The organism is Streptomyces sp. NPDC043867 (assembly GCF_056435845.1).
In genome coordinates, this window is the sequence record NZ_JBWKDS010000017.1 from 135,999 (window position 1) to 157,247 (window position 21,249).

Consider the following 21,249-nt stretch of genomic DNA (forward strand, 5'->3'; position numbering starts at 1 on the left):
CCCGCACCCGTACCTCGCACCCGCAGCCAGCATCCGCAGCCGGACCCGGCACCCGTCCGGCCGGACGGGGCCCGCTGCATCGCCGCGCCGCCGCTGAATGGTTCCATCGGGTGCATTCGGGGGTCCGCAGCCGTGTTGCGGAGCGGCACCGGCGGTCAAATGGGCGACTGATGAGTCATGAAAAAGGATCAGCTGCTCACGCGGCGCACGGCGATGCTCGCCGGCGCCGCCGTGCTGGGCGCGGCCGGGGCGGCGGGCACGGCCCGGCTGCTCACCGCCGAGCCGGGCGCGCACCCGGTGCAACGCCCCGCGCCGGTCTCGGGTCCTCAGGCGCGGCGCGCGTTCACGCCCTCCGCGTACCGCCTCCAGCCCATCACCGGATACGGCCCGCCGCACGGCGGACCCGCCAGGGCCCTCGTCCGGCACGAACCGTTCCTGCGGATGTCCGGACGCGGGCGCAGCATGGTGCTCACCTTCGACGACGGGCCCGACCCGCGCTACACCCCGGACATCCTGCGCACCCTGCGCACGCACGACGTCCGCGCGATGTTCTTCGTGTGCGGCGAGATGGCGGCCGACAACAAGGACCTGTTGCGCGAGATGGCCGACGACGGGCATGTCGTCGGCAACCACACCTGGACCCACCCGCTGCTGACCCGGCTCTCCCGTCCGGCGATCCGCTCGGAGATGGAGCGCACCTGCGACGTCATCGACAAGACGTACGGTGAGCCGCCCGCCTGGTTCCGCGCCCCCTACGGCGCCTGGAACCGGGCGGCCTTCCAGCTGGGTGCCGAGCTGGGCATGGAGCCGATGGCATGGACGGTCGACACGCTCGACTGGACGACACCGGGCACCCGCACGATCGTCGACCGGGTGGAGCGCGGTGCCGGGCCGGGCGTCGTGGTGCTCTCGCACGACGCGGGCGGCGACCGTTCGCAGAGTGTCCGGGCGCTGCGCGACTATCTTCCGGAACTGCTGGATTCCGGGTACCACATCACCGTGCCGCGGAGACAGTACACGTAGGAACAGCGCCTGGGCCGGGCATTCAACCCGGATCGCCGGAAGATCCCGCCCGCCCGGCCGGGGGGACGCTCAGCGGACCTCGGTCAGGCGGGCGAACACGACCACGTTTCCGTCGTAACCATGCTGCTTGGAGAAACCGCCTCCGCAGGTGATGACCCGCAATTCCGGTGTCCCCTTGCTGCCGTAGACGCGGTCTCCGGGGAAATTGCTCTTCTCGACGACCTCGATGCCGTAGATCTCGAATACGGCGGTCTTCCCGTCCTTGCGCTGGATCTCGACGCGGTTTCCCTTCTTGAGCGCACCGAGCCCGTAGAAGACGGCGGGTCCGAGCCGGTTGTCGACATGACCGACGACCACGGCCGTGCCCTTCTCGCCGGGCGAGACCGCGCCGGTGAACCAGCCGGCGAGATTGGGGTCCTCGGGCGGCGGCGCGTCGACCCAGCCCTCCGCGTCGAGTCCCACGGGCATGGCGGGGGCGTCCACCTGGATGCCGGGGATCCGGACCCGGTCGACCTCGGAGTACGGCAGGGGAGCGGGCACGGCCTTGCGGAAGGTGCCGCCGTTCTGGGTACGGCTGTCCGCGGCCGCCGCCGTCGCCGGCTGCGGCGGTCCGACATCGAACTCCCCCGAACCGTTCCGAATGAGAGCGAGGCCGGTCAGCAGCACAAGCGCTATCACGCCCCACGGCGCGCGCTTCTTCTGCCGCTCCTCTTCTTCGGCGAGCTCGGACGCGTGCATTCGCAATCCCCTCTCGACGCGGCCGTCGCCGTGTCCGTCGCGCATATGAGAACGCTAAGCGCAGCACGCCCGGCGGGCGACGGGGGAACGTGCGAACGGGTGGTGCGCGACACCGGCGTGAGCCATCCGAGTTGCCGTGCGCAGGAAATTTCTGACGGTCCGTGACCTGCGGCGACAGCCCTCTGCGTGGAATTCTCACGGCGTGTCCTCTCACCAGGACGGACCATTCCCGAAATGCGGCTCCGCACAAGGCATCTGAGGGTCTGTCTGGGAGGCGCTTTCTCGCCGATCGACCGGGGACGGTTCCCGGGGCGCCTTCCGCGGAGGATCACATGCGTACTACTCGTGCCCTGGCGGTCTCTGCCGCCGCGGTCGCGGTCGTGGGGCTCGCCGCCCCCGCGGCCACGGCGTGGGACAGCCCGAGCAACATCGTCGCCATGCCCAGCGTCATCGCGCGGGGCGGGCAGCTGACCATCACCGTGGACGGCTCGTCCTGCCAGATGCCCGGCAGCACCGTCTCGTCGAGGGTCTTCCCGGCCACACCGCTGCGCCACGTGAGCGGCCGGACCTCCTCGGCGACGGTCACGGTCGACCGCCACGCCCAACCGGGTTCCTACGACATCACGGCGCGCTGCGGGGAGGGCAGGACCCTCACCCGGCCCGCCGCCTTCACCGTCATCGGCGGTACCCGCGGTGGTCTCGGCGGCAGCAGCTCCGCCGGGGCGACGCCCACCGACATGGCGATCGGCGGCGCGCTCGTCGCGGCGGCCGTCGTGGGCGGCGGGGTGTTCTGGATGCGCCGCAGGGCGGAGAGCCAGATCTGACCGGCCGGCCCGCCGGAGACCGCACGTGACAGCCCTTCGCCCCGCACCCTTTTAAAGGGGTCCGGGGCGAAGGGCTGTGCGGTCCGCCGTCAGGAGTCGCCGGTGGCGCGGCGTCGGGACGCGTACCACGCGGCGCCGACCGAACCGGCGATGAGCGCGGCCCCGAGACCGATCTGCTGGACGTCGAACCCGGCCACGCTGCCGCCGATTCCGGCCTTCACGCCCCGGTGCACGGGGGCCAACGGGCGGCTCGGGCCGTCCGGGTGTCCGGCGGCGATGCCGAGGTCCGTGTGGCCGCTCACCCCGTCGCAGGTGAACGTCACCTGGTACACGGCGCCCGGTCTGGCGTCCCGGTCCACGGTGGCGGTGGCCGACGACTGCCGGTGCGGGATGGTGACGGTGTCGAAGACGCCCGAGGACACCGTGGCGTTGCCCTTGCAGCCGCCGTCGCGCCGCAGCAGCAGCGTGACCTGACCGCCGGCGGCGACGGTCGACGGCTGGACGCTGAAGCCGAACGGGGTGATGTTGCGTTCTTCCTCGCCTGCCGTCGCGGCGGGTGCGGTCAGGGTCAGGACGGTCATGCCCAGCAGTGCGGCCGAAGCGACGCCTATCGCGCGCATGGTGTGCCTCCGGGTCCCCGAGGAGCCTGCTGCGGACCTTTTCCGCGTGCGTCACAAATGCACCTCGATGACCGAAACGCTAAGAAGGTGTGCGCTGCGGCGCGATCCCGGTCGCGCGAATGGGGCAATCGTGTGGGCCGCGCAGGGGACGCCGTACGTGCGGACGGGGGACGGGGGCGGCGTGGCGTCCACCTCCGGGGCTACCGCTCCTGGTGGGAGCCCGTCATCCGGCGAGGTGCGGGAACAGCGTGTGGAAGGGCTCCACCGAGGCCGCGATGCCCCGGCTGTAGGGAGCGTCCAGGTCCCAGATCAGAAAGAGGAGGAAGGCGATCAGGGCGGAGAAGAGTCCGGCGAGGACCAACTCGCGTGCCGTGCGCCTGATCTGGAGCGCGAAGATCATGCCGACGGTCACGACGGCGCCGGCGATCAGCCCGAACCACACCACGCCGGGCATGGTCGCCCCGGACGACGCGCCGCGGCCGTTGCGGGCGTCGTCCGCGGCGGTGACCTGGTCGAGGAGAGGCTGGTAGGCCTGGGCCTCGAAGTCCGTCCTCGGCTGGTAGTCGGTGACGTCCTGCCGGATCCGTTCGAAGAGCCGGCCGCCCTCCGCGCTGAGCTTCTGCTCGTCGGCCATGCTCTTCCACTCACTTGTGACGACATGACCGGCATAGGAGTTGACGTCGTCCCGGATACGGTCGCGGACGTCTGGGGGATACACCCGCACCCGCTCCGAGATCTCGTGCAGCGCCTGGGCCTCCGCCTGTACCTGGTCCTGGGCGATCCCGCGGCCCTCCCAGACGCCGGCGATGGCCAGACCCAGCACGATGGCGTACACCACGCCGATCATCATCGTCATGTACTCGATCACGTCCGGGGTCTCGGACGGGTCCTCGTCCTCCCTGGCGGTGCGGTGCCGGACGAGGGTCACGATGAGGACGACGGCGCACGCGGCCGCCATCGCGAGGATGAGAACAAGCCATTCCGACAAGGGTGTCTCCAGGGGTCAGCGCGGACGCAGCGCGGCGACGGCGAGCACGGCGGGCGCGGTGATGAGCAGGGTGAGCGAGACCAGCGGCGGGCCACCGCGCGGGGGGTGCTTGCGCGGGGACGTCCGGTACTCCGGATAGCTCACCGGGGCCGGCGACGCCTTGGGCGGCGGGCTCGGCTTGCGGGAGCGCGTCGGTGCCGGTTCAGGCGTCGGCTTCTCGACGGCCACCGGCGTCGGCGGCGGGGCCGCGAGCCGCGGCCTGGAAGCGGGCGGCGGCCTGGAAGCGGGCGGTGCAGGCGGCGGGGGCGGGGGTGGCGTGGGTTTGGAGGGCGTGGGCTTCGGTGGCGTCGGCTCGGGCGGTTTCGGGGGCGGTGGCGATGGTGGCGGCGGCTCGGGCGTGGGTGTCGGGCAGGGCGGCGGGATCTCCGGAGGCGGCCGGCACCATCCGGCCCCCGCGACCGCCATCGCCTCCACCGCGCCGTCCGGACCGACCGTGGCGTACGCGCACGCGTCGGCGGCCGCCTCCCCGGCAGGCGCGCCACTGAGGAACCAGGTCAGCGCGAGCAGCGCCAGGACCCTTACGGCGAGCGCGGGCCGGGTCCGTTCGGGTGAGTGCACGACCGAGATCATGAGGCGCCCGGCGGTGCGGCACACCGGAGCCGCCGCGGATTGACCCGAAGGAGGGGCATACGCCTTCGGCGGGTTTGCCGTGCCACGCGAAGGATCTCCCGGGGTGCGTACATCCGTACGATCCGTCACCCGCACGACACGGGATCCGGAAAGAAATGTGCGGGCCGGTTGAACACTTCACCCCCTCCCGCTCGTACCTAAGACCATGAGCGGCGCACTAGGACGCTGCAACACCCAAGCGAACAGCGGGAGTTGACATGAAGACCTCCTGGCGGAGCGCCTCACTCGTAGCGGCAGCTGCGGCAGTACTGGCGCTCACGACGGCGTGCGGTCAGGAACAGGGCACCCAGTCGACGGGAACCCAGAACGTGGGTGCCGCACCGGCCGCCGACGGTTACGGGGCCGGCTCCAGCGACGGTTACGGCGCCGATGCCAAGGAAGAGCAGGGCTCGGCCGCGAAGGCGGAGACCGCGGGTCAGCTCTCCGTCACGGAGAACGTCAAGCTCGGCGAGGTCGTCACCGACAGCGCCGGTCTCACCCTCTACCGGTTCGACAAGGACACCGCGGAGCCGCCGAAGTCGGCCTGTGACGGCGACTGTGCCAAGGCCTGGCCGCCGGTCCCCGCCGACGGTGCCTCCGCCGCGGCCGGGGTGGACAAGTCCCTGCTCGGCGAGGTGACCCGTACGGACGGCACCAAGCAGCTGACGATCGCCGGCTGGCCGATGTACCGGTACGCGAAGGACACCAAGGCCGGTGACACCAACGGCCAGGGCGTGGGCGGGACGTGGTACGCGTCGGCTCCCGACGGCAAGAAGGCCGCCGCGGCCGATCTGCCGGGCCTGTCCGTCCGCAACGACCCGAAGCTCGGTGAGGTCGTCGTCGACAAGAACGGCATGACGGTCTACCGCTTCATGAAGGACCAGGCCTGGCCCGTCTCCAAGTCGGCCTGCACGGGCGCCTGCCTGGAGAAGTGGCCCGCGGTCGCGCCGGTCGAGGCGAACGACACCAAGGGCGTCGTGAAGAAGGGCCTCATGTCCTTCACCCGGCCGGACGGCGTCAGGCAGATGACGGTCGACTGCTGGCCCGTCTACACCTTCTCCGGTGACAAGGCCCCCGGGGACACGAACGGCCAGGGCGTCGGCGGGACGTGGTACGCCGTCTCGCCCGAGGGAAAGCCGGTCGGCGCCTCGAAGTAGGGCCGTCCTCAACGGGATTGATCCTCTCGCGCGGACATTGACGCGGCGTGGAAGGAAGTTGACGAAGAGGCACCGAGTGCCGGACGAACGGAACAACGCGCGCGACCCCGGTCCGCCCCCTCCGCACCGCGCGGAGGGGGCGGACCGCTTCGGCGTGCGCGATGCTCCGGGATGGTTCGGCCGCATTCGGTGGGGACCTCGCGGCCCCGTTCAGAGGGTGCGCAAATCGGCATGTGCCGGAGGCAGTGACCGGTAACGGATGGTCAATTTCCGTTTTGGCTCGCCCGTTTGGCGGGCGATCAGTAGCCTCAGCTCGAACACCGGATCGCCTACGCCCGCCGCCTACGCCTGGAGAGATTGATGGAGCGTCCCGCCTGGGCCCCCCGGAGCATCGACATCTCGGTGCCGAGTGTGTCCCGCATCTACGACTACTACCTGGGCGGTTCGCACAACTTCGAGGTCGACCGGGAAGCGGCACGCGCGGCGATGGAATTCCTGCCGGGACTTCCGAAGATCATGCAGGCCAACCGCGCGTTCATGCGCCGCGCCGTGCGCTACGCCGTCGGTGAGGGCATCACCCAGTTCCTCGACATCGGCTCCGGCATCCCGACCTTCGGCAATGTCCACGAGGTCGCCCAGGCCGCCAGCCCCGGCGCGCACGTGATGTACGTGGACCACGATCCGGTGGCCGTCGCGCACAGCCAGGCGGTGCTGCAGGGCAACGAGCACGCGGACGTCCTCGCGGCGGATCTGCGCAGGCCCCGCGACATCCTGACGAACCCCCAGGTCCAGCGTCTGATCGACCTGAACCGTCCGGTGGCACTCCTCCTCGTTGCCATACTGCACTTCGTGGAGGACGCGGACGACCCGTACAGTGCGGTGGCCGAGCTGCGCGACGCACTGGCGCCGGGCAGCCTGCTGGTCCTCACGCATGCCTCGTACGAGGGAATCCCGCTCCCGCCGGAGCGGGCCGAGGGTGCGGTGGACGTGTACAGGAAAGCCCGCAGCCCGCTGATCATGCGCTCGCGCGAGGACATCGCGCGGTTCTTCGAGGGGTACGACATGGTGGAACCCGGACTGGTGCCGATGCCGGACTGGCGGCCCGACACGGCACCCGAGGACGAGGATCCGTACTCCTATTCCGGTTTCGCGGGCGTGGGGCGCGCGGCGTGACCGCGGAACCGGACGGACCGGAGGACAGACTCCGCAGGTTCGCGACGATCTGGAGCCGGGCGGTCTTCCCGGTGACCTCCACGTCGCTGACCCGCCCGGAGGTCGAGGAGCAACTCCTGCCGCTCGCCCGCCGGTTGAGCGACGCGCTGCTGGCCAGGTCGTACCAGGCCGCCGAGGGCAAGGCGGTCGGCGCGGCGCTGGTCGCCGCACACTGCACCGACCCGGAGGCACTCAGCCGCTCCCTTGAGTGCGTGGACGCCTACCTGGTCCTCTACTGCGGCGGGGACGGTAACCGGGAGGCCCTGCGGACGCGTTCCGCGCGGCTGCAGCACGGGATCGCCGCCGGTTTCGCGCAGGCCCTGCGGGACCGGACGCTGGCCGAGCAGGAAGCCATCTCCCACGCCGCCCTGAACGCGCGCAGCGTGGTCGCCGAGGCGCTGCACGCGAGCGAGGCGCGCTTCCGCGCGGTGTTCGAGGGCGCGGCCATAGGAATCGGCATCGCCGACCTCGAAGGCAACATCCTCCAGGTCAACGGCGCGCTGCTGCGGATGTTCGGGGGCTCCGAGCAGTCCCTGCGCGGCCGCCGGGTCAGCGACTGGACCCACCCCGACGACGCCCCCCAAGTCTGGCGGCTGTACGACGAGTTGGTCAGGGGTGAGCGCGAGCACTACCACGTCGAGAAGGCCTTCTACCGCCCCGACGGCACCGCCCTGTGGACCAACCTGACGGTTTCCCTGCTGCGGGACGCGGACGGCCGCCCCCAGTACCAGCTCGCGCTCATGGAGGACACCACCGAGCGCCGGCTGCTCAACCTGCGGCTGCGGTACGAGGCCACGCACGACGCCCTCACCGGGCTGCCCAACCGCACGCTGTTCTTCGAGCGGCTGGAGAAGGCCCTGTCCGCGGGCGAGGGCCAGCGCTTCGGACTGTGCTACCTCGACCTGGACGGCTTCAAGACCATCAACGACAGTCTCGGCCACGCGGCCGGCGACCGGCTGCTCGTCGAGGTCGCCGACCGGCTGCAGTCCTGCGCGACCGCCTCCGGCGAGATGGTCGCGCGGCTGGGCGGCGACGAGTTCGTGGCGCTGACCACCGGCACGGACACCGAGCACGAGGTCGACGAACTCGTCGGACGCATCATGAACGCGCTGGTCACCCCGGTCAGCATCGACGGCCGTGAGCTCACCGTGCGGGGCAGCATCGGCGTGGTCGAGGGGCCCGCGGGGGAGCGGGGGCCCGCGGAGGTGCTGCGCAGCGCCGACATCACGATGTACCGGGCCAAGTCCGCGGGCGGCAACCGTTTCGAGCTCGCCGACCCCGAGGCCGACCTCCGGGCCATCACCCGGCACGGCCTCACCACCGCGCTGCCGGCGGCCCTGGACCGCAACGAGTTCTTCATCGAGTACCAGCCGCTGGTGCACCTCGGCGACGGCAGTGTCCGGGGCGCCGAGGCCCTGGTCCGCTGGCTCCACCCGCAGCACGGTGTCCTCGGCCCCGACCGCTTCATCCCGCTCGCCGAGCACACCGGGCTGATCGTTCCGCTCGGCCGCTGGGTCCTGGACCAGTCGGTCCGCCAGGCCCGGCAGTGGCAGGAGCGGCACGCCGGCGCGGGCCCGCTGCGGATCAACGTCAACCTGTCGCCCTGCCAGCTCACTCATCCCGGTCTGGTCTCCGACACCGTCGACATCCTGGAGCGGGCCGGCCTCGAACCCGACGCCCTGTGCCTCGAGGTCACCGAGTCCGCGCTGATCGGCGCCGACGACGACCTGCTGAAACCGCTGCGCCGGCTGGCTGAGATGGGCGTCGACATCGCCCTCGACGACTTCGGTACGGGCTACTCGAACCTCGCCAATCTGCGCCGCCTGCCGGTGAGCGTCCTCAAGCTGGACCGCTCCTTCACGCAGGGCATGCAGCAGTTCCCGGCGGACCCCGTCGACCTCAAGATCGTCGAGGGGATCGTCGCTCTCGCCCACAGCCTCGACCTGGCGGTCACCGTCGAGGGCGTCGAGACGGGCGCCCAGGCCGAGCAACTGCGGATACTGGGCTGCGACACGGCCCAGGGCTGGTACTACGCCCGTCCCGGCCCGCCGGAGCGGCTGCACGAGCTGGCGCTGGTGGACGCGACGGGCTGACCCGGCGGCGGCGGTGGTGAGGGGGGAGGGCTTGTGCGGGACGAGGACCGGCTGCTGGACGGGCGCTACCGTCTGGACGGGCGGATCGGCGCGGGCGGCATGGGGGAGGTGTGGCGGGCCCATGACGAGCACCTGCGCCGGCCGGTGGCCGTCAAACTGATCACCGCCCTCGACCACGACCGCGATCCCACCGTGGCGGCCCGCTTCGTGCGGGAGGCGCGAGCCGCGGCCCGGCTGTCCAGCCCGTACATCGTCACGGTGTACGAGCTCGGCGCCGCGCGCACCGACGGCGGCGTGACGGTCCCGTACCTGGTGATGGAACTGGTCGACGGACGTCCGCTGAACCGGCTGGTCCACGGCCCGGAAGGCCTGCCCGCCCTGGCCGACGTGGCTCGCTGGACCGGCCAGATGTGCCGGGCACTGAGCACCGCGCACTCCGCCGGGGTGGTCCACCGGGACGTGAAACCGGCGAACGTCCTGGTGACCACGGGCGACACGACCGACGCCGAGGACGGCTCCGTGAAGGTGCTGGACTTCGGTATCGCCCGGTTCCTGGACGGCACCGGCGCGCCGACCGCGCTCACCGCCGCGGGGTCCCTCGTCGGGACGCCGGCCTACATGTCGCCGGAACAAGCGCGCGGGGACGTCCCTGTCGACGGGCGCGGCGACCTCTACTCGCTGGGCTGCGTGCTGCACGAACTGCTCACCGGGCGGCCGCCGTTCGAGGCGTCCGCCTGGCACGTGCTCCTCCGCCGGCACCTCGACGAACCGGCGCCGCCGCCGAGCCGGCTGCGGGCCGGACTCCCTCACGGGTGGGACGAGCTGGTCCTCGCGCTCCTCGCGAAGGACCCGGCCGACCGGCCGCGGACCGCGACGGAGGTCCGGGACCGGCTCGCCGCGCTGGCGGCCGGTCCGCCGCCCCCGCCGTTGCCCCGGCCTGGGGGATTTCCGTCGCAGGCCGACGCGGACGCCGAGACCCGCACGGCCCCGGAACCGTCGGCACCGGTGCCCTGGCCGCCCACGGCGGCGCCGTCGGTTCCCGCCCCGGCTCCGGCGCCGCCCGCCGTGCCGCAGGCGGCACCGGAATCCGCACCTCGTCCGGTCCGGCCGGAGTCATCGGCGCCCGAGCCCGTACGGCCCCGGTCCGAACCGGCCCCGCCACCCGTGTTCGGGCCGCCCGCTTCCGCCGGACCCGGAACGGGGCGGACGGGGTCGGGGCCGGGTAATTCGCCGGGGTCCGTGCCGCGCCGGCCGGACGACGCGGGTGCGGGCCGTCCGCCGGCGGACGGCGGCGCGGTCCCGTCGCAGCGAGAACCCCGGGCCGCGGACATCGTGCCCGCGGGGCTCGGGGCGGCCGTCGCCCTGTTCGTGACGGTGGTCCTCCTGCCCTGGTGGGTGGCCGTCGTCGTCGCCGCGGTGGCCGTGACCGCCGGGGCGCGGGTCGCCGCCCGCAGGTGGGGACTGTTCCGGCCGGGGAAACACCAGTGACGCCCTGAGACCGGCGCCCCGTGACGCCCCGCAACTCCGGGCGCCGGGTGCGGGGACCGACGGCTGGCGGGCGTCCCCGGTCGTGACCGCCGATGCCGTGGCCCGCCGCGGGGCGCGAGGCCGGCTCAGCGCTCCAGCAGCATCCGCTGGAGCTCCCGGGCGGCCCGGGGCGGCGCCACGTCGCTGCGGTGGGCCAGGGCGATCGTCCGGTGCAGACCGGGCCGGGCCAGCGGGGTCACGCGCAGGCCGCGCCCGGACCGGGTGGCCACCATGCGCGGTACGACGGCCACGCCGAGGCCCGCCCGGACGAAGCCGAGCACCGCGTCCATCTCGCCGCCCTCGACGGCGAAGTCCGGCTCGAAGCCCTCGGCGCGGCAGGCGGCCACGGTCAGCTCGCGCAGGTCGTAGCCGTGCCGGAACATCACCAGACGCTCGCCTTCGAGGTCGGAGATCCGCACCGTGCGGCCCCGGCCCGGCGCGGGCGCGTCCGGCGACGACACCACCACCAGGTCCTCCCGCAGCACCTCCACCGTGGTCAGCGCCGGGGAGGGCGTCGGCAGCGGGAGGACCACCAGCGCCAGGTCGAGCGCGCCGCGTGCCAGTTCCCGTACGAGATCGTGGGAGCCGCCCTCCTCGATCAGCAGCCGGACACCCGGATAGCGGTCGTGGAAGGCCCGCAGGACGTCCGGGAGCAGCCCGGTGCACAGGCTCGGAGTGGCCCCGAGACGCACCCGGCCGCCGCGCAGCTGCGCCAGTTCCTGCACCTCCTGGCGGGCGGTGTCCGCGTCGGCGAGGATGCGGCGCGCGAGCGGCAGCAGGGCCTGTCCGGCGTCCGTGAGCGTGATGTTGCCGCGGGCCCGCTGGAACAGATCGGCGCCCAGCTCCCGCTCCAGCGCCTTGATCTGCTGGGACAGGGACGGCTGGGCGACATGGACGAGGTCGGCGGCCCGGGTGAAGTGGCGGGCCTCTGCGACCGCGACGAAGTACTGGAGCTGGTGGAACTGCACCCCACCACGATAGGTCATGCCTATGGAATCGAGCCGGACCATGTCTTGGACCGATCGGGGTCGGTGGCCCTAACGTCCTGAGACATGGCTCTGGCAACGCGGACGGACCGACGGCCGTCCATCGCACGCACCGTGTGGGACAGCTCCGTCGGGAAGAAGACGGTGATGGCCGTCAGCGGCCTGATCATGCTGCTCTACCTGGTCGCCCACATGATCGGCAACCTCAAGATCTTCTTCGGTGAGGACGAGTTCGACCACTACGCGCACTGGCTGCGAACCGTCGGCGAGCCCTTCATGCACTACGAGTGGACGCTCTGGCTGATCCGTGTGGTTCTGGTGGCCGCCGTCGTCGCCCACGCCACCGCCGCGTACCAGCTGAGCCGCCGCGACCTCAGGGCGCGCCCGAACAAGTACGTCCACAAGAAGCCGCGCGCCGGCTACGCCACCCGCACGATGCGCTGGGGCGGGATCATCCTCGGCCTCTTCATCGTCTGGCACCTCCTCGACCTGACGACCGGCACCGCGCACGCGGGCGGCTTCCAGTCCGGGCACCCCTACCAGAACGTCATCGACACCTTCTCGACCTGGTACGGCAACGCCGTCTACATCGTCGCGATGCTGGCGCTCGGCCTGCACATCCGGCACGGCTTCTGGAGCGCGGCCCAGACCCTGGGTGCCGGAAGCCGCACCCGCGACCGTGCCCTCAAGACCGCCGCCGACGTTCTGGCGCTGGTGCTGACGGCCGGTTTCGTCTCCGTACCCGTGGCCGTGATGACCGGAGTGGTGAGCTGACATGAACTCCTATGCCGCATACCGGACCGGTGAACCGGCCGTCGACCACAAGGCCCCGAAGGGTCCCGTGAACGAACGCTGGGACACCCGCCGTTTCGAGGCCAGGCTGGTCAACCCCGCCAACCGCCGCAAGCACACCGTGATCGTCGTCGGCACCGGCCTCGCGGGCGGCTCCGCCGGCGCCACACTCGCCGAACAGGGCTACCACGTCGTCCAGTTCTGCTACCAGGACTCGCCCCGCCGCGCCCACTCGATCGCCGCGCAGGGCGGCATCAACGCGGCGAAGAACTACCGCAACGACGGCGACTCCGTCCACCGGCTGTTCTACGACACCGTCAAGGGCGGTGACTTCCGGGCGCGCGAGTCCAACGTGCACCGCCTCGCCCAGATCTCCGTCGAGATCATCGACCAGTGCGTCGCCCAGGGCGTCCCCTTCGCCCGCGAGTACGGCGGCCTCCTCGACACGCGCTCCTTCGGCGGCGTCCAGGTCTCCCGCACGTTCTACGCCCGCGGCCAGACGGGCCAGCAGCTTCTGCTCGGCGCGTACCAGGCACTGTCCCGGCAGATCGCCGCGGGCAACATCGAGATGCACCCGCGCACCGAGATGCTCGACCTGATCGTGGTCGACGGGCGGGCCCGCGGCATCGTCGCCCGCGACCTGGTCACCGGCCGGATCGACACGTACTTCGCGGACGCCGTCGTCCTCGCCAGCGGCGGCTACGGCAACGTCTTCTACCTGTCGACGAACGCCATGAACTCCAACGCGACCGCGGTCTGGCGGGCGCACCGGCGCGGCGCCTGGTTCGCCAACCCCTGCTTCACCCAGATCCACCCCACCTGCATCCCGCGCACCGGCGAACACCAGTCCAAGCTCACCCTGATGAGCGAGTCGCTGCGCAACGACGGACGCATCTGGGTCCCGAGGGCCAAGGGCGACACCCGCCCGCCGGACGAGATCCCGGAGGACGAGCGCGACTACTACCTGGAGCGCATCTACCCCTCCTTCGGCAACCTCGTGCCCCGCGACATCGCCTCCCGCGCCGCGAAGAACGTCTGCGACGAGGGGCGCGGCGTCGGCCCCGGCGGCCAGGGCGTCTACCTGGACTTCGCCGACGCCGTCCGGCGCATGGGCCGCGCCAAGGTCGAGGAGAAGTACGGCAACCTCTTCGACATGTACGCCAGGATCACCGCCGAGGACCCGTACACGGTGCCGATGCGGATCTATCCCGCCGTGCACTACACGATGGGCGGCCTGTGGGTCGACTACGACCTCCAGACCACCGTCCCCGGCCTGTTCGCGATCGGCGAGGCCAACTTCTCCGACCACGGCGCCAACCGGCTCGGCGCCTCCGCGCTGATGCAGGGCCTGGCCGACGGCTACTTCGTGCTGCCGTCCACGATCAACGACTACCTCGCGCGCAACCCGCACCACGAGCCGATCACCGACGAACACCCCGTCGTCCAGGAGGCGCTGGCGGAGACCGAGGACCGGCTCCGGCTGCTCCTCGCCGTCGACGGCGACCGCACCCCCGACTCCTTCCACCGCGAACTGGGCGAACTGATGTGGGAGTTCTGCGGCATGGCCCGCAGCGAGGGCGGCCTGCGCAAGGCACTGGAGCGCATCCCCCGGATCCGCGAGGAGTTCTGGCGCCGCATCAAGGTGCCCGGCACCGGCGAGGAGTTCAACCAGTCGCTGGAGAAGGCCAACCGCGTCGTCGACTACCTGGAGCTCGCCGAGCTCATGTGCCTCGACGCACTGCACCGGTCCGAATCCTGCGGCGGCCACTTCCGCGAGGAGTCCCAGACCCCGGACGGCGAGGCCGCCCGCAAGGACGACGCGTTCTCGTACGCGGCCGCCTGGGAGTTCACCGACACCGGCGAGGCGCCCGTCCTGCACACGGAAGACCTCGTCTTCGAGTACGTCCACCCCACCCAGCGGAGCTACGCATGAAGCTCACCCTGCGCGTCTGGCGGCAGCGGAACGCCGACGCCGACGGAGCGATGTCCACGTACGAGGTGGACGGCATCTCGGCCGACATGTCCTTCCTCGAGATGCTCGACACCCTCAACGAGCAGCTCATCCTCGACGGCGACGACCCCGTCGCCTTCGACCACGACTGCCGCGAGGGCATCTGCGGCGCCTGCTCGCTCGTCATCAACGGCGACGCGCACGGCCCCGAGCGCACCACCTCCTGCCAGCTCCACATGCGGTCCTTCCGGGACGGCGACACGATCGACATCGAACCGTGGCGGGCCTCGGCCTTCCCGGTGGTGAAGGACCTGGTCGTGGACCGGTCCGCGTTCGACCGGATCATCCAGGCCGGCGGCTACATCACCGCCCCGACCGGCGCCGCGCCCGAGGCGCACGCGACGCCCGTGCCGAAGCCCGACGCCGACTTCGCCTTCGAGCACGCGGAGTGCATCGGCTGCGGCGCCTGCGTGGCGGCCTGCCCGAACGGCGCGGCGATGCTGTTCACCTCGGCCAAGGTCAACCACCTCAACGTCCTGCCGCAGGGCGCCCCCGAGCGGGAGACCCGCGTCCTCGACATGGTGGCGCAGATGGACGACGAGGGCTTCGGCGGCTGCACCCTCGCCGGCGAGTGCGCCACCGCCTGCCCGAAGGGCATCCCGCTGGTCTCCATCACCGGCATGAACAAGGAGTGGCTGCGCGCGACCCGCAGGGCGGGCAGGCGGTAGCACGCTCTTCACGCAACGTTCGCCGGCAGGGTGCGGACGGGCGGGACCGGGAGTGGTGCTCATCCCCGGTCCCGTCTCGCCTTCCCGGCACCCGTCGGCCGGCCCCGCACGGGCGCCCCCTGGCATTCAGCATCCCCACATCCCGGCTCCCGGCACAGGTCACGCGCACGCCAATCGGCATCGGAAGAACAGGAGCGCACAGACCGCACCGATCCGGTCTGCCGTGCCCCGCCGAACCGGCCCGTGACCAGGCCCGTGACCAGGAGAGTGCCATGACCGGCGTTTCCACCCTCGACAGCCCTCCGCAGCCGATGTCCCCCGCCCGCTACACCGTCACCCTCGCCCGCGACGCATCCGACGTCCGGGCCGCACAGCGACTGCGTCACGACGTCTTCGCCGGGGAGATGGGCGCACTGCTGGCCTCTCCGCAGCCGGGCCTCGACGCCGACGCCTTCGACGCCCACTGCGACCACCTGCTGGTACGCGACACGGCCGGCGGACAGGTCGTCGGCACCTACCGGCTGCTTCCCCCGGAACGGGCGGCGGTCACCGGACGCCTGTACTCGGAGAGCGAGTTCGACCTCGGAGCGCTGGCCCCGATCCGTCCCGGCCTCGTCGAGGTCGGCCGCTCCTGCGTGCACCCCGACCACCGCGACGGCACGGTCATCGGACTCATCTGGGCGGGCATCGCCCGCTACATGGTGCGCAGCGGCCACGAATGGCTGGCCGGCTGCTGCTCCCTGCCCCTCGACGACGGCGGCGCGCTCGCCGCGAACACCTGGGACCGGGTCAGGAGCAAGCACCTGGCACCCGAGGAGTACCGCGTACGGCCGCTGCTGCCCTGGTCGCCGGACACCGGCCGCACACCGTCGTCACCGGCCGCGCGCCGGGAACTGCCCCCGCTGCTGCGCGGGTACCTCCGCCTCGGTGCCTGGGTGTGCGGAGAGCCCGCGCACGACCCGGACTTCGGCGTCGCCGACCTGTACGTGCTGCTGTCGATGCGCCGGATCGACCCGCGCTACCTGCGGCACTTCCTCTCCCTGGTACCGGCGTGACACGGCTCCCGCGGGCGCCGCACCCGCCGTCCCATGGCCTGGCGGCGCCCGCGGCGGCCGGCGCCTGGCTGCCCAGCGCGCCCTGTTCCCCGCCGGTCTGCGTGCAGGGCACGGCCGGGGCGTCGGCCGTGCCGCGCGCCGCGCTGCGGCTGGCGGCGGTCCTGGCGCTGACCGCCGCGGGAGTCGCACTGATCCCCGTCGCCGCCCGGATCCCCGGGGCGCCCCGGGACCGGCTGATCCGGAGCTGGTGCCGGGCGGTCGTACGGGCCTCGGGCGTACGCGTGCGCCTCACCGGCGGGGCCGCCCCGGCCGGCGGGCTGCTCCTCGCCGCGAACCACATCTCCTGGCTCGACATCCCCCTTCTCGCCGCCGTCCGGCCCTCCCGCATGCTCGCCAAGTCCGAGGTCCGGCGGTGGCCCGTCGCGGGCGGGCTCGCGGCGCGCGCCGGCTCCCTGTTCATCGAACGCGACCGGCTGCGGGCGCTGCCCGGGACGGTCGCGCGGATCGCGCAGGCCCTGCGCGCGGGCGCCGCGGTCGTGGTCTTCCCCGAGGGCAGCACCTGGTGCGGACGCGCCCAGGGCCGCTTCCGGCCGGCCGTCTTCCAGGCCGCGCTCGACGCCGGTGTCCCCGTCCAGCCGGTGCGCGTCCGCTACCGGCTCGCCGGGGGAGCGGCCAGCACGGCGCCCGCCTTCGTCGGTGACGACACGCTGCTCGCGTCGCTGTGGCGGGTCGTGTCGGCACGCGGTCTGGTGGCGGAGGTGGAGGTACGGGCCGTGCTCGCCGCGGGCGCCCACCCCGACCGGCGCGCACTGGCCGCCGCGGCCCAGCGGGCGGTGGCGGGAGCGTCCGCCGGGGCTGCCCCGCAGGGGGTGACCGTGCGGCCGGGGTCTTTTGACGCCGCTCCGGCCGGTGGCCTTCCCTCCGCCGCCCGGCCGGCAGGGTCCGGGCCGCAGTCCCCGGGGCGCCGGGGCGGCCCGGCCCGTGCCCGGCACCTCGGCCGGGCATGACCTCGCCGCGGGACGCCCGGCCGGGACCACCGGCATCCCGCGGCTTGCTACGTCGAGGCCGGTCCCGTCGACGGTGTGCGGGACAGGAACGCTTCGAGGTGGCGGGCCGTGCGGCTCTCCCGTACCGCCGCGACCGCCGCCGGAGGCCCCGCCGCGACGATCCGTCCGCCCGCGTCGCCGCCGCCGGGCCCGAGGTCGATCACCCAGTCCGCGCCCGCGACCACCGCCATGTCGTGCTCGACGACCACGACGGTGTGGCCCGCGTCGACCAGCCCGTGCAGTTGGCGCATCAGGACCTCGACGTCGGCCGGGTGCAGACCCGTCGTCGGCTCGTCGAGGACGTAGAGCGTGGCACCCCGCCGCACTCGCTGCAACTCGCTCGCCAGCTTGATGCGTTGGGCCTCGCCGCCGGACAGCTCCGTCGCGGGCTGGCCGAGCCGCAGATAGCCGAGGCCCACGTCGAGGAGGGTGGAGAGGCTGCGGGCGACGGCGGGAGTGTCCGCGAAGAATCCGGCGGCGGCCTCCACCGTGAGGTCGAGCACCTGGGCGATGTTCCGGCCGCGGTACGTCACTTCGAGCGTCTCGGGGTTGTAGCGGGCCCCGCCGCAGTCCGGACACGGGGCGTACGTGCTCGGCAGGAAGAGCAGCTCGACGCTGACGAACCCCTCGCCCTGGCAGGTCTCGCAGCGCCCGCCCGCGACGTTGAAGGAGAAACGCCCCACACCGTAGCGGCGCCGCTTCGCCTCGTCCGTCGCGGCGAAAACCTTGCGGACGACGTCGAACAGGCCCGTGTAGGTGGCCAGGTTGGAGCGGGGCGTCCGCCCGATGGGCTTCTGGTCGACGCTCACCAGCCGCTCCACGCCCGGCAGTTCCGGCGTCACCTCGCCGATCAGGGTGGACTTCCCGGAGCCGGAGACCCCGGTGACCGCGGTGAACACCCCGAGCGGGAACTCGGCGGTCACGCCGCGCAGGTTGTGCCGGCTGACCGGGCCGACCTCGAGGTGGCCGCGCGCGGGACGCACGTCCCGGACCGGCCCGGGGGAGCGGTCGAAGAGGTGCCGTGCGGTCGCCGACTCCGCCACCTCCGCCAGCGCGGCCACCGGGCCGCTGTGCAGGATCCGTCCGCCGTGCTCACCGGCGTGCGGGCCGACGTCGACCAGCCAGTCCGCGCCGCGCACGACATCGAGGTGGTGCTCCACGACGAACACCGAGTTGCCCGCCGCCTTCAGCCGGTCCAGGATCGTGAGCAGGGCCTCCGTGTCCGCCGGGTGCAGTCCCGCGGACGGCTCGTCCAGGACGTAGACGACCCCGAAGAGTCCGGAGCGCAACTGCGTGGCCAGGCGCAGACGTTGCAGCTCGCCCGCGGACAGGGTCGGGGTCGCGCGGTCCAGGCTCAGATAGCCGAGGCCCAGTTCGACGACGGGGGCGATGCGCGCCCGCAGGTCGTCGGTGAGGACACGGGCCGTCTCCCCGCGCGGCTCCAGCGCCTCGGCCAGCCCGGCCAGCGGCAGCGCCGCCAGTTCGGCGACCGTGCGGCCCGCGAACGTCACGGCCAGCGCCTCCGGCCGCAGCCGCCGGCCACCGCAGACCGGACACGGCGCACTCTCCAGGAACCGCTCGGCCCTGGCCCGCAGCGTCGCGCTCCGCGAGTCCGAGAACGTCTTCATGACATAGCGCCGGGCGCTCATGTACGTGCCCTGATAGGGGCGTTGGATGCGGTCGGCGTCACGCACCGGATGCACGGTGACGACCGGCTGCTCGTCCGTGAACAGGATCCACTCCCGCTGCTCGGCGGGCAGTTCGCGCCAGGGCAGGTCCACGTCGTACCCCAGCGCGTCGAGCACGTCGCGCAGGTTCTTGCCCTGCCAGGCCCCCGGCCACGCGGCGATCGCGCCCTCGCGGATCGACAGGGACGGGTCCGGTACCAGCGACTCCTCGGTCGTCCGGTGCACGCGGCCGAGTCCGTGGCACTCCGGGCAGGCCCCGGCCGCCGTGTTCGGTGAGAACGCGTCCGAGTCCAGCCGTGCCGCGCCGGCCGGGTGGTCACCGGCGCGCGAGAACAGCATCCGCAGCGAGTTGGAGAGGTTGGTGACCGTGCCGACCGAGGACCGTGAACCGGGCGCCGAGCGCCGCTGCTGCAGGGACACCGCCGGCGGCAGCCCGGTGATCTCCCCGACCTTCGGCGCCCCGATCTGATGGATCAGCCGGCGCGCGTACGGGGCGACCGACTCGAAGTACCGCCGCTGGGCCTCCGCGTAGATCGTCCCGAAGGGGAGCGAGGACTTCCCGGATCCCGAGACCCCCGTGAACACCACCAGCGCGTCGCGCGGGATGTCGACGTCGACGCCCCGGAGGTTGTGCTCCCGGGCGCCGCGCACACGGACGTAAGGGTCGTGGGGGCTGTGCATGGCCGGGCTCCCGGGTGCGGGGGACAAAACCCCACGATTCTAGTGCCGTGTCAGCCAAGGTCTGCCCGTCAAGGAGCGGCGTCCGGTGCGTGCTCTGGGGGTCCCCCCGGCCGAAGGCTGGGGGAGTGCCGGCCGGAAGTCCTCGTACTGGACGTACTTGGGCTTTCGGCCGGTGCGGCGAGAGTGCGTGCCGGGCGTCGCGACGGGGCGAACCTCGGCTGACGCGGCACTAGGCCGCCGCCAGCCCGGCGACCCGCGCCAGCCTGCGGTACGAGTCCAGCAGCGCGTCGCGGTCGTACGTACTGGTCGTGACGAGCACCTCCTGCGCGCCCGTCTCCTTGACCAGGGTCTCCAGCTCGTGGGCGACCTGGTCCTCGGTGCCGGCGAGGTGACCGGCGAGCCCGGACTCGTAGAACTCGCGCTCCCGGGCGCTCATCTCGAGTGCCTCCACGCGTTCGGCGGACGGAAGGGGCGGGAACGTGCCGTGGGTGCGGGAGTACGCCATCGACCAGGCCTCCGGGACCAGGATGCGGCGCGCGTCCTCCGGGGTGCCGGCGACCGCGATGGTGCCGGACACGACGACGTACGGCTCCCGCGCCCAGGGGGAGGGCCGGAACGTCTCACGGTAGTGGTCGATGCCGCGCCGCATCCGGTCGCGGTTCCCGAGGTCGCCGATGACCAGCGGCAGCCCGGCCCGCGCGGCGGTCGTGGCACCCTCGCCGAGGGCCAGCACGAAGGGCGGCACCGTCAGACCCTCCGCCGGACGCGCGTGCACCCCCGTCGGGGACGTGCCCCGGAACCATCCCAGCAGCTCGTCCAGCTGGGCCGCGAAGTCCTCCGCGTCGTCCTTGTCCCGGCCCAGCGCCCTGCGTACGCCGTCCGTGAAGCCGACGGAGCGGCCGAGCCCCATGTCGATCCGGCCGGGGAAGAGGGACTCCAGCACACCGAACTGCTCGGCCACCACCAGCGGCCGGTGGTTCGGCAGCATGACGCCGCCGGTGCCCACCCGGATGCGGCGGGTGGCCGACGCGACCGCCGCCGCGAGCACCGTCGGGGCCGAACCGGCGATCCCGGGGACACCGTGGTGCTCCGAGACCCAGATCCGGTGGTACCCGAGATTCTCCAGCTCGCGCGCCAGCCGCACGGTGTCCCGCAGCGCCTGCGCCCCGTCGTGGCCCTCCCGGGTGCGGGAGCGGTCGAGTACGGACAATCGTGTGGCTGCCACGCGGGATCCCTTCCGATGCGCCGGTCCCCGGAGCCGGCACGGGCGCCCCGGACCGGTCCGTTGGTTCGGCTGTGCCGCTGTCGGTCCCCCGGTACAACAACGCCGGTGCCCCGCGACTTCCGAGGCGATACGAACCCCGGTGAGCGGGTGCGCCCCGGGCGGCGTACTGAACAGATGCGCCCCGGGCGGCGTACTGAAGGGGTGGGACCTCGGTCCACGCCCCACGCAGCCCTGCACGCCGGAGGT

19 protein-coding genes are annotated in these 21,249 nt (G+C 72.7%); 11 read left to right on the forward strand and 8 right to left on the reverse strand.

Annotation, left to right across the window (positions count from 1 at the left end; genetic code table 11):
- Positions 1–177: 177 nt before the first annotated feature.
- The gene (locus AC069T_RS18990) at positions 178–1,023 is read left to right on the forward strand and encodes a polysaccharide deacetylase family protein (protein ID WP_478783832.1); all 846 of its coding nucleotides are present in this window, start codon (positions 178–180) and stop codon (positions 1,021–1,023) included.
- Positions 1,024–1,092: 69 nt separating this feature from the next.
- On the opposite strand, the gene AC069T_RS18995 is transcribed toward AC069T_RS18990, so the two are convergent.
- Positions 1,093–1,761 (reverse strand): class F sortase, encoded by a 669-nt coding sequence (locus AC069T_RS18995; RefSeq protein ID WP_478783833.1) that lies wholly within the window; start codon positions 1,759–1,761, stop codon positions 1,093–1,095.
- Positions 1,762–2,093: 332 nt separating this feature from the next.
- Here AC069T_RS18995 and AC069T_RS19000 point away from each other — a divergent pair, with 332 nt between their 5' ends.
- The gene (locus tag AC069T_RS19000; RefSeq protein WP_478783834.1) at positions 2,094–2,585 is read left to right on the forward strand and encodes a hypothetical protein; all 492 of its coding nucleotides are present in this window, start codon (positions 2,094–2,096) and stop codon (positions 2,583–2,585) included.
- 89 nt (positions 2,586–2,674) lie between these two features.
- Here AC069T_RS19000 and AC069T_RS19005 read toward each other — a convergent pair whose 3' ends face one another.
- From AC069T_RS19005 to AC069T_RS19020, 4 genes are all read right to left on the reverse strand, one after another.
- Complete coding sequence (locus AC069T_RS19005) at positions 2,675–3,205, reverse strand: hypothetical protein (RefSeq protein ID WP_478783835.1); 531 nt, start codon at positions 3,203–3,205, stop codon at positions 2,675–2,677.
- 223 nt (positions 3,206–3,428) lie between these two features.
- Positions 3,429–4,193 carry a bestrophin-like domain gene (locus AC069T_RS19010; protein ID WP_478783836.1) on the reverse strand — a complete coding sequence of 255 codons (765 nt, stop codon included), beginning with the start codon at positions 4,191–4,193 and terminating at the stop codon, positions 3,429–3,431.
- A gap of 15 nt (positions 4,194–4,208) precedes the next feature.
- Positions 4,209–4,337, reverse strand: coding sequence for a hypothetical protein (locus AC069T_RS19015; RefSeq protein WP_355794043.1), 129 nt, complete (start codon positions 4,335–4,337; stop codon positions 4,209–4,211).
- A 58-nt stretch (positions 4,338–4,395) separates the two neighbouring features.
- Positions 4,396–4,638, reverse strand: coding sequence for a hypothetical protein (locus tag AC069T_RS19020; RefSeq protein ID WP_478783837.1), 243 nt, complete (start codon positions 4,636–4,638; stop codon positions 4,396–4,398).
- Between the two features lie 442 nt (positions 4,639–5,080).
- On the opposite strand from AC069T_RS19020, the gene AC069T_RS19025 reads away from it, so the two are divergent.
- The 4 genes from AC069T_RS19025 to AC069T_RS19040 all read left to right on the forward strand — a co-directional run bounded on the left by AC069T_RS19025 (position 5,081) and on the right by AC069T_RS19040 (position 10,812).
- On the forward strand, positions 5,081–6,019 hold the full coding sequence (locus AC069T_RS19025; protein ID WP_478783838.1) for an SCO0930 family lipoprotein: 939 nt from the start codon (positions 5,081–5,083) through the stop codon (positions 6,017–6,019).
- 360 nt (positions 6,020–6,379) lie between these two features.
- On the forward strand, positions 6,380–7,192 hold the full coding sequence (locus AC069T_RS19030) for an SAM-dependent methyltransferase (protein ID WP_478783839.1): 813 nt from the start codon (positions 6,380–6,382) through the stop codon (positions 7,190–7,192).
- Positions 7,189–9,324: a putative bifunctional diguanylate cyclase/phosphodiesterase gene (locus AC069T_RS19035; RefSeq protein WP_478783840.1), complete on the forward strand. Its 2,136-nt coding sequence runs from the start codon at positions 7,189–7,191 to the stop codon at positions 9,322–9,324. Before AC069T_RS19030 ends, AC069T_RS19035 begins: the two co-directional genes overlap by 4 nt.
- Before the next feature lie 33 nt (positions 9,325–9,357).
- Positions 9,358–10,812, forward strand: coding sequence for a serine/threonine-protein kinase (locus AC069T_RS19040; RefSeq protein WP_478783841.1), 1,455 nt, complete (start codon positions 9,358–9,360; stop codon positions 10,810–10,812).
- A gap of 125 nt (positions 10,813–10,937) precedes the next feature.
- On the opposite strand, the gene AC069T_RS19045 is transcribed toward AC069T_RS19040, so the two are convergent.
- A complete protein-coding gene (locus tag AC069T_RS19045; RefSeq protein ID WP_478783862.1) occupies positions 10,938–11,819 on the reverse strand; it encodes a LysR family transcriptional regulator in 882 nt (293 codons plus the stop codon).
- 120 nt (positions 11,820–11,939) lie between these two features.
- Between AC069T_RS19045 and AC069T_RS19050 the strand changes: the two genes are divergently transcribed.
- From AC069T_RS19050 to AC069T_RS19070, 5 genes are all read left to right on the forward strand, one after another.
- Positions 11,940–12,611 carry a succinate dehydrogenase gene (locus AC069T_RS19050; RefSeq protein ID WP_478783863.1) on the forward strand — a complete coding sequence of 224 codons (672 nt, stop codon included), beginning with the start codon at positions 11,940–11,942 and terminating at the stop codon, positions 12,609–12,611.
- Position 12,612: 1 nt separating this feature from the next.
- Positions 12,613–14,562, forward strand: coding sequence for a fumarate reductase/succinate dehydrogenase flavoprotein subunit (locus tag AC069T_RS19055; RefSeq protein ID WP_478783842.1), 1,950 nt, complete (start codon positions 12,613–12,615; stop codon positions 14,560–14,562).
- Positions 14,559–15,308 carry a succinate dehydrogenase/fumarate reductase iron-sulfur subunit gene (locus AC069T_RS19060; RefSeq protein ID WP_478783843.1) on the forward strand — a complete coding sequence of 250 codons (750 nt, stop codon included), beginning with the start codon at positions 14,559–14,561 and terminating at the stop codon, positions 15,306–15,308. Before AC069T_RS19055 ends, AC069T_RS19060 begins: the two co-directional genes overlap by 4 nt.
- A 272-nt stretch (positions 15,309–15,580) precedes the next feature.
- A complete protein-coding gene (locus AC069T_RS19065) occupies positions 15,581–16,363 on the forward strand; it encodes a GNAT family N-acetyltransferase (RefSeq protein ID WP_478783844.1) in 783 nt (260 codons plus the stop codon).
- A 38-nt stretch (positions 16,364–16,401) separates the two neighbouring features.
- A complete protein-coding gene (locus AC069T_RS19070; protein WP_478783864.1) occupies positions 16,402–17,370 on the forward strand; it encodes a lysophospholipid acyltransferase family protein in 969 nt (322 codons plus the stop codon).
- 47 nt (positions 17,371–17,417) lie between these two features.
- On the opposite strand, the gene AC069T_RS19075 is transcribed toward AC069T_RS19070, so the two are convergent.
- Positions 17,418–19,778, reverse strand: a complete 2,361-nt coding sequence (locus AC069T_RS19075; protein WP_478783845.1) for an ATP-binding cassette domain-containing protein — start codon at positions 19,776–19,778, stop codon at positions 17,418–17,420.
- A gap of 229 nt (positions 19,779–20,007) precedes the next feature.
- The gene (locus AC069T_RS19080; RefSeq protein ID WP_478783846.1) at positions 20,008–21,003 is read right to left on the reverse strand and encodes an LLM class flavin-dependent oxidoreductase; all 996 of its coding nucleotides are present in this window, start codon (positions 21,001–21,003) and stop codon (positions 20,008–20,010) included.
- Positions 21,004–21,249 lie beyond the last annotated feature (246 nt).

Bases quoted from the DNA above. Each gene is read 5' to 3' on its own strand.
- AC069T_RS18990 (WP_478783832.1), top strand. From the start codon at position 178: ATGAAAAAGGATCAGCTGCTCACGCGGCGCACGGCGATGCTCGCCGGC.
- AC069T_RS18995 (WP_478783833.1), bottom strand. From the start codon at position 1,761: ATGCACGCGTCCGAGCTCGCCGAAGAAGAGGAGCGGCAGAAGAAGCGC.
- AC069T_RS19000 (WP_478783834.1), top strand. From the start codon at position 2,094: ATGCGTACTACTCGTGCCCTGGCGGTCTCTGCCGCCGCGGTCGCGGTC.
- AC069T_RS19005 (WP_478783835.1), bottom strand. From the start codon at position 3,205: ATGCGCGCGATAGGCGTCGCTTCGGCCGCACTGCTGGGCATGACCGTC.
- AC069T_RS19020 (WP_478783837.1), bottom strand. From the start codon at position 4,638: ATGGTGCCGGCCGCCTCCGGAGATCCCGCCGCCCTGCCCGACACCCAC.
- AC069T_RS19025 (WP_478783838.1), top strand. From the start codon at position 5,081: ATGAAGACCTCCTGGCGGAGCGCCTCACTCGTAGCGGCAGCTGCGGCA.
- AC069T_RS19030 (WP_478783839.1), top strand. From the start codon at position 6,380: ATGGAGCGTCCCGCCTGGGCCCCCCGGAGCATCGACATCTCGGTGCCG.
- AC069T_RS19055 (WP_478783842.1), top strand. From the start codon at position 12,613: ATGAACTCCTATGCCGCATACCGGACCGGTGAACCGGCCGTCGACCAC.
- AC069T_RS19060 (WP_478783843.1), top strand. From the start codon at position 14,559: ATGAAGCTCACCCTGCGCGTCTGGCGGCAGCGGAACGCCGACGCCGAC.
- AC069T_RS19065 (WP_478783844.1), top strand. From the start codon at position 15,581: ATGACCGGCGTTTCCACCCTCGACAGCCCTCCGCAGCCGATGTCCCCC.
- AC069T_RS19075 (WP_478783845.1), bottom strand. From the start codon at position 19,778: ATGCACAGCCCCCACGACCCTTACGTCCGTGTGCGCGGCGCCCGGGAG.